Genomic DNA, 17532 nt, shown 5'->3' with positions numbered 1-17532 from the left:
GGGGGCTTCCTCATGAAGTTAAAAGTTGGTGTGTTTTTCGGCGGTGAGTCGGTAGAGCACGAAATTTCGATTATTTCTGCTAACCAGGCAATGCATGCCATTGATAAAACTAAATACGATGTTGTACCAGTATATTTATCAAAGAAGTGTGAATGGTACACAGGAGATGCGTTATTTGATGTAAAGGAATATAAGAATCTTGAAGGCTTATTAAAAAAATGTCAGCGTGTTGTTATCGTTCCTAATAATGGAAAAATTCAAATGGAACGTTATCCAGCAAAAAAATTTGGGAATAACGTGGTAAATACAATTGATGTTGCTATTCCAGTTATTCATGGTACAAATGGTGAAGATGGAGCGTTACAAGGATTTTTCGAGTTAAATGGAATTCCGTATTCAGGATGCGAGGTTGCCGCGGCCGCTGTTGGGCAAGATAAAGTGTTTATGAAGAATATTTTGCGTGACTCAGGATTACCGATTACTAAATATGTCTGGTACTATTCATCTGACTGGTTCGCTGATCAGGAATCTTGTCTAGACACGATTGAGGAGAAATTAAATTACCCGGTAATGATTAAACCAGCAAGCTTAGGATCAAGTGTGGGAATTTCTAAGGCTACTGATCGTGCATCACTTGAAGAGGGAATTACAGAAGCTATTGGTTTTGACAAAAAATTTATTGTTGAGGAAATGGTAACACAATTAGTAGAGGTTAACTGTTCAGTTATTGGAGATTTCTCATCTGCTAAGCCTTCGGTTCTAGAAGAGGTGATGGGATCAGATGAATTCTTAAGTTTCCGTGATAAGTATGAAGGCGGGGGAGGTTCTAAGGGAGCTAAAACTTCTGGAACTAAATCTCAAGGAATGGCTAGTACAAACCGCATTATTCCGGCCCGTTTAACAGAGGAAGGAACGAAGTATGTTCAGGATCTTGCAGTACAAACTTTCCGCGTGTTAGGAAGCGCAGGGGTTGCTCGTATTGATTTCTTAATTAACGCTGAAAACAATGAGGTTTATGTTAATGAAATTAATACAATTCCGGGATCGTTATCTTTCTACTTATGGGAAAAAACAGACCGTAATTTTACGGAGTTAATGACAAGTTTAGTGGAGTTAGCATTGAAGCGTCAACGTGAACGTGAAAATTTAACTTTCTCATTTGAATCTAATGTTCTTTCATTACAAGCGGGGGGAACAAAGGGAGCAAAAGGAGTAAAGGCCTAAAATATTATTAAAGGAGAGCCAGTATTGGCTCTCCTTTAATAATGATGATGATATTTTTCATAAAAAAAGTAGAGATGAAGATCTCTACTTTTTTTATTTATTCTCTGAAATATCGACAGGACGTGTGACTACTTGGTCGATTAATCCGTAAGCAACAGCTTCTTCAGCAGACATGAAGTTATCGCGTTCTGTATCCTGTTCAATTTTTTCAAGTGGTTGACCTGAACGTTCAGATAAAATGTGATTCAATTTATCACGAGTTTTTAAGATATGTTTTGCAGCAATTGCAATTTCTGTCGCTTGCCCTTGTGCACCACCAAGTGGTTGGTGAATCATTACTTCACTATTTGGTAATGCATAACGTTTACCTTTTGTACCAGCTGAAAGTAAGAAGGCCCCCATTGATGCTGCCATTCCGACACAAATTGTTGAAACGTCGCATTTAATGTAATTCATTGTGTCAAAAATAGCAAAACCAGCTGTTACAGATCCACCAGGACTATTAATATAAAGGTTAATATCTTTATTTGGGTCTTCAGCAGCTAAAAATAAAAGTTGTGCAACCACGATATTTGCGGTATAATCGTTAATTTCACCACTCAGCATGATGATACGGTCTTTTAATAGACGAGAATAAATGTCGTACGCACGTTCACCGTGGGCTGTTTGTTCAATGACTGTCGGTACTAAATAACTACTCATAAGGCACCCCTCTTTTTCTTGAAAGTTTTATATAGCACATTCTACCACAACCATACGAAAAATCATAGTATTGTGATGGCCATACTCTATTCTAATGTGATGGAAGGCGAGATATTCATTTTTATTAATAAAAACTTTAATAATTTATTATAAACGCTTACATAACTTTATAACTTGATTATTATGGTACAAATTGTTAGAATAAAAAACGTAGTAATTTTTCACAATATATTATGTGTTCTTTGAACGTATGATGTGAAAAGTAACCAATTTGATAATATCTTAGGAGGAATCTTTACATGGCAATTAAAGTAGCGATTAATGGATTCGGGCGTATCGGACGCTTAGCTTTACGTTTAATGATCGAAAACAACGACTTCGAAGTAGTTGCAATCAATGACTTAACTGATGCTAAAACATTAGCTCACTTATTCAAATACGATTCAGCTCAAGGACGTTTCAACGGAGAAATCGAAGTTAAAGACGGAGCTTTCGTTGTTAACGGTAAAGAAATCAAAGTTACTGCTGAGCGTAACCCAGAAGCATTACCTTGGGGAGAATTAGGTGTAGATGTAGTATTAGAATGTACTGGATTCTTCACTTCACAAGAAAAAGCTGGATTACACTTAAAAGCAGGAGCTAAAAAAGTTGTTATCTCAGCACCAGCAACTGGAGATATCAAAACTGTTGTTTACAACGTAAACCAAAATATCTTAGACGGATCTGAAACAGTTATCTCAGGAGCTTCTTGTACAACTAACTGTTTAGCTCCAATGGCTAAAGTATTAAACGACAAATACGGTGTACAAAAAGGATTCATGACTACAATCCATGCATACACTAACGATCAAAATACATTAGATGCTCCTCACGGAAAAGGTGACTTACGTCGTGGACGTGCAGCTGCTGCATCAATCGTTCCTAACTCAACTGGAGCTGCTAAAGCAATCGGTTTAGTAATCCCTGAATTACAAGGAAAATTAGATGGTGGAGCTCAACGTGTTCCTGTAATCACTGGTTCATTAACTGAATTAGTATGTACTTTAAACACTAAAGTAACTGCTGCTGAAATCAATGAAGCAATGAAAGCTGCTGCTAACGAATCATTCGGATATACTGAAGATGAAATCGTTTCTGCTGACGTAATCGGAATTTCTTACGGATCATTATTTGATGCAACACAAACTAAAGTAATGGAAGTTAACGGTGAGCAATTAGTTAAAGTTGCTGCTTGGTATGACAACGAAATGTCTTACACTAACCAATTAATCCGTACTTTAGGATACTTCGCTTCTTTAATTAAATAATTTAAATTAAGCGAATAATTTACAAAGCTATCTCAATATGAGATAGCTTTTTTCATTTTCATCTATGAATTCGCATAAAAAGATAGAGAGTAGGTCATTTTAAACGGTTCTTTGTCAAATAGTGTTGCTGATTAATTTGTAACCTGTTACAACGAAAATTCAAATCGAAATCCTAGTAGCTATGCTGCTAGGATTTTCGTTTTAGGCTTTGTTAGATTTTGAACCATGAGAATACGAGATTTAAAGTGATAGAAACTACGATATCCAAAGGCAATACGCTTAATGACCTTAATTTTATTATTAATTCCTTCGATGGGACCATTTGTGTAATGAGTTGAGAGTGTATTTTTAATATAGGATTGATAAGTTTTAAAGGTTTGGAAAGCCGTTTGAAACTCAGGAGAAACAAGCGGATGTTCCGTTTCGAGTAAATGATTAAATCGTTTTAAGTTTTTTGTCTGAAGAGCGAAAAGTAACTCTTGATATAAATCATAGGTTGCTTTTAATTCAGGAGATAAATCAAGTAGAAAGTTTAAGATATCAATTTCACGCATGGGTTGTTTAAAGCAGTAAACTGATCGATAAGTGGTGGTATTAAGTAAAGCGTGAGATTTTAAAAATAAGCGCCAATAACGTTTGAATTTACGACCATGCTTTTTGAACTTTTTCATGAATCGGATTCGAGTTTTGTTCAGTGCACGAGAGAGATGTTGAACGAGATGAAATTTATCAATGATAATTTGGGCATGAGGAAAAAGATCCTTAATGAGGCTGATGTAAGGAGCGTACATATCAATCACAATATTTTTTACTCGATGACGTGCTTCCTTTGTGTATCGTTTAAAATAAGCTTGAAGGGAGTTTAAACGACGATCTTCAACGATATCGATGATTTGTTTTGAGTCAGCATCGCAAAAAATAAAAGACATATGCCCCTCAGCAGACTTAACGGATTTAAATTCATCAAAACAGAGATTTTCAGGTAAATAATTAAGGTTTAAGGTTTGAGATTCATAAAAGCTATGGATGATTCGATTGACGGTTGAATGAGAGACCTGATGGCGACGTGCGATATCACATTCAGAAATTTTATTTTGGGCCTCTAAAGCAATGGCGTGTTTCGTATGATAAGAAATGTAACAGTTCTTTTCAACAATTGAAGTACTTAGTGTAAAAGTAGACTGGCAATGCCCACAATAATAACGCTGTTTTTTTAGGTCTAAGTAGGTATCGTGAAGAGAGACTTTTGGAATGACAATTCGAGAGGTTTTAAATCCATGCTTCTTAAATTTTGAATCAAATAGGGTTCCGCATTTTTGACAATGAGTCGGTTGATACGTAAGAATACCTTTAAAGATAAAGCTAGTAATTCCGTTCAACTTCACTTCCTCAAGATAATCTTCTGAAAATGTAATATTTTTATCTTTAATATTTAAAAGTTTTCTAGTAAAATATGAGTGAGACATTAAATCTTATCCTTTCAATATTGTTTTAGTCGATAACATTGTAACAGGATTGAGACTTGAAGTCTCTTTTTTTTTATCCTATGAAAAAAGTGCTGCTTAATCAGCAACACTAAATATTATAGAACCTTTTAAACAAGAGGTGAAAAAGGGTGAAGGTTGCAATTTTAGCAGTAGGTAATGAGGTTCTCTGTGGAAAGACCCTTAATACCAATAGTATGTTTATTGCGCGTGAAGTGGAAGGCATGGGCGGAAAGGTCACTCATCAACAAGTAGTACCAGATCAAATAGAGGAAATTGTTAGAGGACTAGAGATAGCATATACTTATGCAGATTTAGTGATTACCATAGGAGGTCTTGGACCTACTGTGGACGATTTAACGCGTGATGGTGTGGCGAAGTATTTTGAGGTTGAATTAGTATATGATGAGGATATCTATCAGGGAATTTGTGACTATTTTAAAAGAAGTCATCAAGATATTCCTGAGAATAATGTCCGTCAAGCATATAAATTTGCGGGTGGATTGGTACTTCCTAATAATAACGGAACAGCCCCAGCTTTATTTTTGCAAAAAGATCTTCAAACTATCTTTTTACTTCCAGGTCCACCATCAGAACTAGAATTAATTTTTAATGATAGTGTTCGCCCTTATTTAGTTAGCCAAATCGAAGAACGAAAAATAACTAATAGTTATAGGCTATGCGGAATTGGAGAATCGGTTGCAGAGGGTAAAATTATACACCTATATAAACAATACCCTCACTTGAATATTGCCCCCTATTGTGCGGTAGATAAGGTAGACTATATTGTTACTACATTAGAACGTTATAGAACGGAATTAGAGGCCTTTGACGAAGAGTTTAGGACTATTATGAAGGATTACTACATTGGAAATCAAAGTACGGATCTTCCAAACGAAATCGTGCGTTTGTTAAAGGAAAAAGGTTTAACTTTAGCAACGGCTGAAAGTTGTAGTGGGGGTTTGCTCTCATCTACCCTAATTAACGTTGAAGGTATTTCGACTGTATTTTTAGAAGGAATTGTTTCCTATAGTTATGAATCTAAGTTAAAACGTCTAGATATTAATGTTGACCGATTAATGGAATATGGGGCAGTTTCGGAAGAGATTGCTCATGATATGGCGGTAAATTTAAGGGAGATAAGTGGAGCAGATGTGACGGTGAGTATAACAGGGATAGCTGGTCCAGGTGGTGGTAGTGAATTAAAGCCAGTCGGGTTAGTTTATATGGCTATCGATGTTTGCGGTCAAATTTTCTTAAAATCATACATTTTTAATGGAAACCGTGAAAAAATAAGACAGCGTACCGTTGCCGAGGCATTATATTGGCTTTACTATCATATAAAAGCGCTTTAATAAAAGGTAATGTTTGAATTATATGTTAAAAAGCGTTAAAATAATATTTGTGAAAAATAATCTAAGGAGGACTCATCACATGAACAAAAAAACTGTTAAAGATGTTGAGTTAAACGGAAAAAAAGTCCTTGTACGTGTAGACTTTAACGTACCAATGAAGGACGGAAAAATTACAAACGATAATCGTATCGTAGCCGCTTTACCTACAATTAAATATATTTTAGAAAATGGTGGACGCGCGATTTTATTCTCTCACTTAGGAAAAGTTAAGTCAGAGGAAGATAAAGCATCTAAGTCTTTACGTCCTGCAGCTGAGCGTTTAGCTGAGTTATTAGGAAAAGACGTTAAATTTATCCCTGAAACACGTGGGGCTGAATTAGAAGCAGCAATTGCAGAATTAAAAGATGGAGAAGTCTTAATGTTTGAAAACACTCGTTTCGAAGATTTAGATGGTAAAAAAGAATCTAAGAACGATCCTGAATTAGGAAAATACTGGGCTTCATTAGGAGATGTATTTGTAAATGACGCATTCGGTACGGCTCACCGTGCACATGCTTCAAACGTGGGAATCTCTGCTAACTTAGAAGCAGTAGCTGGATTCTTATTAGAAAAAGAAATCGAATTCATTGGTGGAGCTGTTGATGCACCACAACGTCCAATGGTAGCAATCTTAGGTGGAGCAAAAGTTTCAGATAAAATCGGAGTTATTGAAAACTTATTAGATAAAGCAGATAAAGTATTAGTTGGTGGAGGAATGATGTTTACATTCCTTAAAGCACAAGGTAAAAACATCGGAAAATCTTTATGTGAAGAAGATAAATTAGACTTAGCTAAAGCATTATTAGAAAAAGGTGGAGATAAGTTAATCCTTCCTATCGATACTGTTGCGGCTAAAGAATTCTCTAACGATACTGAATTCCGCATTGTTTCAGTTGATGAATTAGCTGATGACGAAATGGGATTAGACGTAGGGCCAGCTACTGTAGAATTATTCTCTAACGTTTTAAAAGATGCTAAAACAGTAGTATGGAATGGACCTATGGGTGTATTCGAAATGTCTAACTTCGCAAAAGGAACAATCGGTGTTTGTGAAGCAATCGCTAATTTAGAGAATGCAATTACAATCATTGGTGGAGGAGATTCAGCTGCAGCAGCAATGCAATTAGGATATGCTGATAAATTCTCTCACATCTCAACTGGTGGAGGAGCTTCTTTAGAATATTTAGAAGGAAAAGAATTACCAGGTGTAGCTTCATTAAGCGATAAATGCTGCGGATGTGGATGCAAATAATTTTTAACTAAAACTCAAAGGAATTCGCCTTTTTGTGAATTCCTTTTTTAAAACGCACACTTACACACACTAAATTACGAAAAAAAATATTTAACTGAGGTGAGTTTCATGAGAAAACCAATTATCGCAGGAAACTGGAAAATGAACAAAAATTATGACGAGGCTGTAGAATTCGTAAAAGCGGTTGCTAATAAAGTGCCTAGTTCAGATAAAGTTGAAACAGCAATCTGTGCACCAGCATTATACTTACGTTCATTAGTAGAACATCAAGGAGAAAACTTACGTATTGGTGCTCAAAACATGCACTTTGAAGCAAATGGAGCATTTACAGGAGAAATCGCTCCAGGAATGTTAAAAGACTTAGGGGTTACTTATGTAATTTTAGGTCACAGTGAACGTCGTGAGATGTTTAATGAAACGGACGAAACAGTAAACAAAAAAACTCATGCAGCATTTGCTAATGGATTAATTCCAATCGTATGCTGTGGAGAGTCATTAGAAGAACGCGAAAACGGAACAACTAACCAAGTTGTAGACGCGCAAATTAAACGCGCTTTAGCTGGATTATCTTTAGAACAAGTTAAAGAAACAGTTATCGCATATGAGCCAATTTGGGCTATCGGAACAGGATTAACTGCTACAAATGAACAAGCAAATGAAACAATCGGATATATCCGTTCAGTTGTTGCACGTGAGCATGGACAAGAAGCTGCAGATGCAATTCGTATTCAATATGGAGGATCTGTTAAACCTAGCACAGTAGCAGGATTAATGGCTCAACCAGAAATCGATGGGGCATTAGTTGGTGGAGCATCATTAGATGTAGAATCATTCTTAGGATTATTAGAATTCTAATATAACGGCTCAATCGTTAAAAAAATCTTGATCTAGTATGATTGCTAGATCAAGATTTTTTAATAAAATAAGAAATTTGATAAAATTTAATTGACAATAAGATTCTAGAATGGTATTATAAATGAGTCGCCAAAAGGGCGATGGAAAAGAAAACAAAAAAAGTTAAAAAGTGTTTGACAGAAGTTGTTGAACATGATAAACTAGAAAAGTCGCCAAGAGAGGTAGACAATAAATCTTACAAAAAAAAGATAAAAAACATTTGACAGAAAAAGTCGAATGTGGTAAGATAAAGAAGTCGCCAAAAGGCGAGAGAAGTTCTTTGAAAACTAAACAGAACGTCAAGAATCATGAGCGAAAGAAATTTCGCAAGCTAAGGAAACAAACAATTATGGAGAGTTTGATCCTGGCTCAGGATGAACGCTGGCGGCGTGCCTAATACATGCAAGTCGAGCGAACCACTTCGGTGGGAAGCGGCGAACGGGTGAGTAACACGTAGGTGATCTGCCCATCAGACGGGGACAACGATTGGAAACGATCGCTAATACCGGATAGGACGAAAGTTTAAAGATGCTCCTGGCATCACTGATGGATGAGCCTGCGGCGCATTAGCTAGTTGGTGGGGTAAAGGCCTACCAAGGCGACGATGCGTAGCCGACCTGAGAGGGTGAACGGCCACACTGGGACTGAGACACGGCCCAGACTCCTACGGGAGGCAGCAGTAGGGAATCTTCGGCAATGGGCGAAAGCCTGACCGAGCAACGCCGCGTGAATGAAGAAGGCCTTCGGGTTGTAAAATTCTGTTATAAGGGAAGAAAGGTGATAGGAGGAAATGACTATCAATTGACGGTACCTTATGAGAAAGCCACGGCTAACTACGTGCCAGCAGCCGCGGTAATACGTAGGTGGCAAGCGTTATCCGGAATTATTGGGCGTAAAGAGCGCGCAGGTGGTTAATTAAGTCTGATGTGAAAGCCCACGGCTTAACCGTGGAGGGTCATTGGAAACTGGTTGACTTGAGTGCAGAAGAGGGAAGTGGAATTCCATGTGTAGCGGTGAAATGCGTAGAGATATGGAGGAACACCAGTGGCGAAGGCGGCTTCCTGGTCTGCAACTGACACTGAGGCGCGAAAGCGTGGGGAGCAAACAGGATTAGATACCCTGGTAGTCCACGCCGTAAACGATGAGTGCTAAGTGTTGGGGGTCGAACCTCAGTGCTGAAGTTAACGCATTAAGCACTCCGCCTGGGGAGTACGGTCGCAAGACTGAAACTCAAAGGAATTGACGGGGACCCGCACAAGCGGTGGAGCATGTGGTTTAATTCGAAGCAACGCGAAGAACCTTACCAGGTCTTGACATACCATTGACGCCTCTAGAGATAGAGGGTTTCCTTCGGGGACAATGGATACAGGTGGTGCATGGTTGTCGTCAGCTCGTGTCGTGAGATGTTGGGTTAAGTCCCGCAACGAGCGCAACCCCTGTCGTTAGTTGCCAGCAGTGAGATGGGGACTCTAACGAGACTGCCAGTGACAAACTGGAGGAAGGTGGGGATGACGTCAAATCATCATGCCCCTTATGACCTGGGCTACACACGTGCTACAATGGTTGGTACAAAGAGAAGCGAAGCGGTGACGTGGAGCAAACCTCATAAAGCCAATCTCAGTTCGGATTGTAGGCTGCAACTCGCCTACATGAAGTTGGAATCGCTAGTAATCGCGAATCAGAATGTCGCGGTGAATACGTTCCCGGGTCTTGTACACACCGCCCGTCACACCACGAGAGTTTACAACACCCGAAGTCAGTGGCCTAACCGCAAGGAGGGAGCTGCCTAAGGTGGGGTAGATGATTGGGGTGAAGTCGTAACAAGGTATCCCTACCGGAAGGTGGGGATGGATCACCTCCTTTCTATGGAGAAAGAGACGTTCTGTTTAGTTTTGGGAGAATTTCGATTTTCCTAGAATTGATCTTTGAAAACTAGATATCTTCTGAAGAAGAAAAGTTAAGTAATAAAGGGCGCACGGAGGATGCCTAGGCACTAGGAGTCGAAGAAGGACGCGACAAACGGCGAAACGCCTCGGGGAGCTGTAAGTAAGCAAAGAGCCGGGGATATCCGAATGGGGAAACCCGCTAGTGGTCATACGCTAGCACCGTATGGTGAATCAATAGCCATAGAGGAGACAGACCCAGGGAACTGAAACATCTAAGTACCTGGAGGAAAAGAAAGAAACATCGATTCCCCAAGTAGCGGCGAGCGAACAGGGAGGAGCCCAAACCGGAGTAATCCGGGGTAGAAGGACCTTCAGAAATGACTGAACATGATAGCCGAATGGTCTGGGAAGGCCAACCGGAGGGGGTGAGAGTCCCGTAGGTGAAATTGTGTGAAGCAGGGAAGGGATCCTGAGTACGGCGGGACACGAGAAATCCCGTCGGAAGCAACGAGGACCATCTCGTAAGGCTAAATACTACCTAGTGACCGATAGTGAACCAGTACCGTGAGGGAAAGGTGAAAAGAACCCCGGAAGGGGAGTGAAAGAGAACCTGAAACCGTGTGCCTACAACTAGTCAGAGCCCGTTAAAGGGTGATGGCGTGCCTTTTGTAGAATGAACCGGCGAGTTACGATATCGTGCAAGGTTAAGTTGAAGAGACGGAGCCGAAGCGAAAGCGAGTCTGAATAGGGCGAGGAGTACGATGTTGTAGACCCGAAACCGTGTGAGCTAGCCATGAGCAGGCTGAAGGTCAGGTAACACTGACTGGAGGGCCGAACCAGGGCACGTTGAAAAGTGCTTGGATGACTTGTGGCTAGGGGTGAAATTCCAATCGAACACGGATATAGCTGGTTCTCTCCGAAATAGCTTTAGGGCTAGCCTCGATAAGAGTCTACTGGAGGTAGAGCACTGAATGGGTGATGGCCCCACCTCGGGGTACTGATCTCAATCAAACTCCGAATGCCAGATAGATATGATCGGGAGTCAGACTGTGGGTGATAAGGTCCATGGTCAAAAGGGAAAGAGCCCAGACCGCCAGCTAAGGCCCCCAAGTGTCCGTTAAGTGGAAAAGGATGTGGAGATGCACAGACAACTAGGAGGTTGGCTTAGAAGCAGCCATCCTTTAAAGAGTGCGTAATAGCTCACTAGTCGAGTGACTCTGCGCCGAAAATGTACCGGGGCTAAACGGACCGCCGAAGCTGCGGATTGACACGAAGTGTCAGTGGTAGGAGAGCGTTCTAACAGCGGAGAAGCAGTACCGGAAGGAGCTGTGGAGCGGTTAGAAGTGAGAATGCCGGTGTGAGTAGCGAAAGATAGGTGAGAATCCTATCCATCGAAAGCCTAAGGTTTCCAGGGGAAGGCTCGTCCGCCCTGGGTAAGTCGGGACCTAAGGTGAGGCCGAAAGGCGTAGCCGATGGACAACAGGTAGAGATTCCTGTACCACTTAATAAACTGAAGGAGTGACGGAGAAGGCTAAGTTGAGCGTGTGAATGGATTCACGTGTAAGCAGTGAGGTGGTCATGTAGGCAAATCCGCATGGCGAAACATTGAGCTGTGATGCCGAAAGCCCGAAAGGGTGAAGTCAGCTGATGTCACGCTTCCAAGAAAAGCTTCTAGGGATAATTTATTAGGTGCCCGTACCGATAACCGACACAGGTAGGCGAGGAGAGAATCCTAAGATGAGCGAGAGAACTCTTGTTAAGGAACTCGGCAAAATGACCCCGTAACTTCGGGAGAAGGGGTGCTTGTGAAAGCAAGCCGCAGTGAAAAGGCCCAGGCGACTGTTTATCAAAAACACAGGTCTCTGCTAAACCGCAAGGTGATGTATAGGGGCTGACGCCTGCCCGGTGCTGGAAGGTTAAGAGGAGAGGTTAGCGCAAGCGAAGCTTTGAATTGAAGCCCCAGTAAACGGCGGCCGTAACTATAACGGTCCTAAGGTAGCGAAATTCCTTGTCGGGTAAGTTCCGACCCGCACGAAAGGCGTAACGATCTGGGCGCTGTCTCAACAAGAGACTCGGTGAAATCATAGTACCTGTGAAGATGCAGGTTACCCGCGACAGGACGGAAAGACCCCGTGGAGCTTTACTGTAGCTTGATATTGAGCACTGGTGACACATGTACAGGATAGGTAGGAGACGAAGAGACCAGGACGCCAGTCTTGGAGGAGTCGCTGTTGGGATACTACCCTTGTGTTACTGGGGTTCTAACCCGTGGCCATGAGCTGGTCAGGGGACAGTGTCAGGTGGGCAGTTTGACTGGGGCGGTCGCCTCCCAAAGAGTAACGGAGGCGCCCAAAGGTTCCCTCAGAATGGTTGGAAATCATTCGAAGAGTGTAAAGGCAGAAGGGAGCTTGACTGCGAGACCAACAAGTCGAGCAGGGACGAAAGTCGGGCTTAGTGATCCGGCGGTACCGAATGGAAGGGCCGTCGCTCAACGGATAAAAGCTACCCCGGGGATAACAGGCTGATCTCCCCCAAGAGTTCACATCGACGGGGAGGTTTGGCACCTCGATGTCGGCTCATCGCATCCTGGGGCTGTAGTCGGTCCCAAGGGTTGGGCTGTTCGCCCATTAAAGCGGTACGCGAGCTGGGTTCAGAACGTCGTGAGACAGTTCGGTCCCTATCCGTCGTGGGCGTAGGAAATTTGAGAGGAGCTGTCCTTAGTACGAGAGGACCGGGATGGACACACCGCTGGTGTACCAGTTGTTCTGCCAGGAGCATAGCTGGGTAGCTACGTGTGGAAGGGATAAACGCTGAAAGCATCTAAGCGTGAAGCCCCCCTCAAGATGAGATTTCCCATTCGAAAGAAGTAAGATCCCTTGAAGACGACGAGGTAGATAGGTCAGGAGTGGAAGTTTGGTGACAGATGAAGCGGACTGATACTAATCGATCGAGGACTTAACTAAATAGGAAAGGCAAAAACGAGCGGTTATCACAGGCAGAAAGTGAAAAGAACTGAGGAATCACGAAGGTGATGAACAGTTATTGAACTTTACCACTGTGATGCGAGAGTTGCCGGACAAGAAGAAGTAAGCAGAAGATATCTAGTTTTGTGAGATTGATAAGATCTGACAGAAGGTCTAGTGATAAGGGCAAGGAGGGCACACCTGTTCCCATACCGAACACAGAAGTTAAGCTCCTTAGCGCCGAGGGTAGTACGCAAGTGCGAGAGTAGGACGTCGCTAGGCCATAAAAAAAATGCGGGTGTAGTTTAATGGTAGAACTTCAGCCTTCCAAGCTGACTGTGAGAGTTCGATTCTCTTCACCCGCTCCAAATAGCCAATCAACATCCTTCGGGATGTTTTTTTTATTTTGTAGATAAAATATGTGGGGTGCTAGATAAAGATTTAAAGATGAAACTATTATAAATTATAAGGATAAAATTTCAAAAACATGTTAAAATGAAAGAAATATTGTTGCTTCATAACTAGTATTTTATATTAGGAACATAAATACTAAATTTGAATTTGTAAAGTTAATTGTGTAATGTTATGATAGATTTATGATGTTTTATCTAGTTATAACAAAATGGTTTAAAAGTGATAGTAGAAATGATCTTGAGATATAAATATTAAGGAATGTCAGCAAGGAGTGGAGGAATGGCTGTGAATATAATTGATCATTTACATAGTAATTATTTATTTGCTGTTATACGTGGGGCCAGTGAAACGGACGCTATTGAAATTTCAAAGGCGGCTATTATGGGGGGAATAAAAAATATTGAGATTACATTTACAACGCCAAATGCTCAAGTAGCCATTAGTGGCTTACGTTCTCTTATAAAGGATAGGGATGTCTTTGTAGGAGCTGGAACAGTGATGACGGTGGAGAATGCAAAACTGGCGATTAATTCGGGAGCGGAGTTTATTGTAAGTCCTCACTTTTCATTAAAAATAGCTGAGTTTTGTCAAGAACATAAGGTTCCATATTTTCCGGGCTGTGCAACTATAACAGAAATTTGTAATGCCTTAGACCATGGAATTGAGGTTGTAAAACTATTTCCGGGCGGTATTTTAGGCCCGGATTTTATCAGAGATGTTCGTGGACCGTTACCTGATGTTAGGTTGATGCCATCTGGTGGTGTTTCATTAGAAAATATGCAGTTATGGTATCAAAGTGGGGCCTGGGGAATTGCGATTGGTAGTTCTTTAACTGAAAATATTAAATTAGGGGGATATGAATCGGTTTATAGGGTTGCCAAGACATTTGTAGAGAAATACAGGGAATTACTTAATTAATAATTGTGAACAAGGAGATAACTTTTCTTAATTCCTTTAAAATAGAATATTGCAGGATAGTAAAATAAAAAATTATTTGATAAATTGGTTGAATGAGTTAGATATTTATACGATTACTTTTAGTGTTTAATGATGAATGAAAAAGAGTTATAACATTTGTTATAACTCTTTTTGTTTTATCCTTTCGTCCAAATTTTACATAGTACAACTTTATTCGAGAATACTAATAGAGATAATTTAACATTTTGAGGTGGTCAGGATGAAGATACAACGTTTTTGGTTATATGGACTATTGTTTATCTGTTGTATGACGACATTGGTTTTTCAACCTATTTTGGTTAAGGCAGAGGAAGAAAAATCAGAGTTAATCTCTAAAACGATTCAGGCGACTCAGGATATTCCGTATTTACCTGATCATTATCGCTATATTGATTGGCGCCAAAGGGCGGTAGAGTTTAATAACTTTTTGTTTAAGACGAATACAGCGGATATAATATTTAATCAGGAAGAAAAAAATACGGGTCGTGCCGCGCTTGGGATTAAAACATATCTCGATGAAGGAATGGAAGCGCCGTCTCAAGCATTAACCCTAATTGGGGCTCTTTTATCCACAGAAGCGTTGGATTTAAATATCCTAAATGAGGAAGAGATAAGCAAATTAATGGAGTCTCTAGAGTCTTATTATAATATTGAAAATGGAGAGGGAACCTTTTTAAATTATCAAGAGGGTAATAGTAAAGAAATGAGTTTTTGGCAACAACTTTATCCCTCAATCGTTTATTTTATGTTAATGGATCGTTATTCTCCAACCGTTGATTCCGATGCGATGTTACAAAATATTGCGGATACGTGGTATGAAGTAGTCATGGATTTGGGAGGAAGTGATGGAATCGTCGATTTTGGATACACAGGCTATGATTTCAAAAATAGGATCCCATTTGATAATGGAAAGTGGATTGAACCTGATGCAGCAGCAGGGGTTGCACTTCTTCAGTATTATGCTTTTGAAAAGTTTGGGGATCGTAAGTATATGAAGGCGGCAAATTTATGTATGGAATATATGGACGATTTTGATCGGAATCCAGGATATGAATTATTATATTTATATTTGCCCTATCTGTCCGCCCGTCTAAATTCAACGGGTGATTATCACTTTAATACAGCGAAGTATATGGAGTTTTTCTTTACCGAGAGTGACTATCGTCGGGAATATGGTATTTTCAACGATGATTATGCCACCGGATTAATAGGTGAGCGTACTCAATATGGTGGTAGTCCAGCGTCATTTCAAAGTATTATCGGGGCAACCGCACTAGTACCGATGTTAAAATATGACCAACGTTATGCGATTGAAGTGGGCCGATACCTTTTGAATGTGACAAATAATTTGAATTTATTTTATGATGAGGATTCATCAGATAATGCTAATATCGTTCCTCTAGAAAGGGTCGAAAAGGATGGGGATGCAAGACAACGGCACTCTATTTTGAGTGGGACTTATTTGGGATTACTAGCCACTATGATTGAACCAACAAACGTTGAGGGAATTTTAAAAGTGGATATTAATCAAAATGATTATTATGTAGAAGAGGCTAAAGAACGTCCCTTATACTTATTATTTAATCCTCATGAAGATCAGAAGGTAGTTGAGTACGAGCCTCAGACAACGGGATGCGTAAGTTTATATGATGTCGTGAGTCATCAATTTCTTAAAGAGAATATTAAAGGAAAAACAGATATTGAAATTAAAGGCAATGAGGCGGTGATGATATTAGAGATTCCAATAGAGGAGGGAGAAAATCAGTATAGTATCGATCGGAAGGTAGAGCACGGGGTAAGTGCCGATGTTCCATTGGCGGTAAATATTTTAGATATACCGCGTTATGGAGTTATTGATGATAAATACCCGATTAATATTGATATTCAAACGACAGATGAGGCAGCCGTTTCAAATATTAAACTTTCACTAGACGGGGAGCCTATTTTCCAAAATGTTAATTATACTAAACCATACGAATTAGAGGCTACAAAGTTGGAGAATGGATATCACTTGTTGGAGGTTGAGGTTACTGCTAAAGGAGGATTAAAGGATTATTCCTATGCACGCGTATTTATCCAAAAAGACGATCAGCCGTATATTTTAAATAATCAGGCAATCGATATTACCAAATGGGAGTATGATTCTGAGAGGGATATTTCACTTACCAATGAAGATAAGGATGCCTTAATTCAAGGAAGAATCGTAAGTCAACCTTTTGCGATTGATTTTAGCCAGGTTCCACTTCTTGATTTAGAGGTAGCAGCATTTAGTGGGTCTTGGTCAGTACTCTTAAGAGATGTTGAAAGTGGACATGAATTTTATTTATTAAAGGATAGTACGGATGCGGGTCATATCATATCTAATATGAATTATGTACTTCATCGATTAAATCCGGGCAAATTTAATTTACTTGGAAAACATGAGGTGCAATTAGTTGTTCTACCGGATGAGAATTCAACGGTCACATTAAAACAGGTACAGATATTTAATGAAGGAATTCAAACGATTGAGGAGAGCAAATGGAAAACCTCATTTCGAACAGAAAAGATTACGCATTGGCAATCGCGGTTTAATGCGTTAGCACGACTAAATTACTATAAAGGTCAGGCAGTTATTCGAAATTTAAATCCAGACGGGAATGGAGGCATGCAAACTCACTATTTTGAGGTGGATTTAAGTAAACATCCAAGATTTAAAATTAAGGTGGATGAGGTAGACGAATTATGGTCATTACTCGTTTATATTGAAGGTGAGAATCGAGGCTATTATTTACAATATCCAACGGATAAGACAGGAACCTTTAGTTATAATATCAGTGAGGTATTAGAGAAGGCTTTACCGGAAGGTGATTTAGATAATCAGGTGAATCTTCAATTTTGGGTTGTTTGTAATGGTCATTATGATTCTACCGTAAAAGTAGATTATCTAAGATTAGATTATGAAAAAAATTGGTTTGAATTAACTGCTATTATTTTGTTATCGGTACTCAGTGTGACGGCAATATGCGTCAACGTGAATAAAGAAAATTAAAAGGGGAGCCTCAAGGCTCCCCTT

The 17532-nt window shown here is 40.1% G+C and carries 9 protein-coding genes, 1 tRNA gene and 3 rRNA genes; 11 read left to right on the top strand and 2 right to left on the bottom strand.

From position 1 onward, the window contains the following. The first annotated feature begins 12 nt into the window (after positions 1-12). The gene (locus VXM77_RS11340; protein WP_262951025.1) at positions 13-1224 is read left to right on the top strand and encodes a D-alanine--D-alanine ligase family protein; all 1212 of its coding nucleotides are present in this window, start codon (positions 13-15) and stop codon (positions 1222-1224) included. A gap of 93 nt (positions 1225-1317) precedes the next feature. Here VXM77_RS11340 and clpP read toward each other — a convergent pair whose 3' ends face one another. After that, positions 1318-1926, bottom strand: coding sequence for an ATP-dependent Clp endopeptidase proteolytic subunit ClpP (clpP, locus tag VXM77_RS11335; RefSeq protein ID WP_161832750.1), 609 nt, complete (start codon positions 1924-1926; stop codon positions 1318-1320). Positions 1927-2225: 299 nt separating this feature from the next. On the opposite strand from clpP, the gene gap reads away from it, so the two are divergent. Next, the gene (gene gap / locus VXM77_RS11330; protein ID WP_161832749.1) at positions 2226-3233 is read left to right on the top strand and encodes a type I glyceraldehyde-3-phosphate dehydrogenase; all 1008 of its coding nucleotides are present in this window, start codon (positions 2226-2228) and stop codon (positions 3231-3233) included. Between the two features lie 179 nt (positions 3234-3412). Here the strand turns inward: gap and VXM77_RS11325 are convergent, their stop codons facing one another. Then, a complete protein-coding gene (locus VXM77_RS11325; RefSeq protein WP_289461271.1) occupies positions 3413-4699 on the bottom strand; it encodes an ISL3 family transposase in 1287 nt (428 codons plus the stop codon). Between the two features lie 149 nt (positions 4700-4848). On the opposite strand from VXM77_RS11325, the gene VXM77_RS11320 reads away from it, so the two are divergent. From VXM77_RS11320 to VXM77_RS11280, 9 genes are all read left to right on the top strand, one after another. Further along, a complete protein-coding gene (locus VXM77_RS11320; protein ID WP_338506380.1) occupies positions 4849-6072 on the top strand; it encodes a competence/damage-inducible protein A in 1224 nt (407 codons plus the stop codon). 79 nt (positions 6073-6151) lie between these two features. Next, complete coding sequence (locus tag VXM77_RS11315; RefSeq protein ID WP_338506378.1) at positions 6152-7363, top strand: phosphoglycerate kinase; 1212 nt, start codon at positions 6152-6154, stop codon at positions 7361-7363. A gap of 108 nt (positions 7364-7471) precedes the next feature. After that, complete coding sequence (gene tpiA, locus VXM77_RS11310; protein WP_338506376.1) at positions 7472-8218, top strand: triose-phosphate isomerase; 747 nt, start codon at positions 7472-7474, stop codon at positions 8216-8218. A gap of 385 nt (positions 8219-8603) precedes the next feature. Continuing rightward, positions 8604-10120 (top strand): 16S ribosomal RNA (locus VXM77_RS11305). 92 nt (positions 10121-10212) lie between these two features. Then, positions 10213-13106: ribosomal RNA gene (locus VXM77_RS11300) — 23S ribosomal RNA — on the top strand. A 173-nt stretch (positions 13107-13279) separates the two neighbouring features. Continuing rightward, positions 13280-13388: ribosomal RNA gene (gene rrf, locus VXM77_RS11295) — 5S ribosomal RNA — on the top strand. Together the 16S, 23S and 5S rRNA genes with 1 tRNA gene alongside form the textbook arrangement of a ribosomal RNA operon. Positions 13389-13400: 12 nt before the next feature. After that, positions 13401-13474: transfer RNA gene (locus VXM77_RS11290), tRNA-Gly, on the top strand. 325 nt (positions 13475-13799) lie between these two features. Beyond that, positions 13800-14438 carry a bifunctional 4-hydroxy-2-oxoglutarate aldolase/2-dehydro-3-deoxy-phosphogluconate aldolase gene (gene eda / locus VXM77_RS11285; RefSeq protein WP_338506374.1) on the top strand — a complete coding sequence of 213 codons (639 nt, stop codon included), beginning with the start codon at positions 13800-13802 and terminating at the stop codon, positions 14436-14438. Positions 14439-14697: 259 nt separating this feature from the next. Beyond that, positions 14698-17508: a hypothetical protein gene (locus VXM77_RS11280; protein ID WP_338506373.1), complete on the top strand. Its 2811-nt coding sequence runs from the start codon at positions 14698-14700 to the stop codon at positions 17506-17508. Positions 17509-17532: the final 24 nt, after the last annotated feature.

The organism is Turicibacter sp. KK003 (assembly GCF_037014675.1).
Taxonomy (GTDB): Bacteria; Bacillota_I; Bacilli_A; order MOL361; family Turicibacteraceae; genus Turicibacter; species Turicibacter faecis.
The sequence above is the reverse complement of the archived record's forward strand: the minus strand, read 5'-3'. Positions and strand labels throughout refer to the sequence as shown.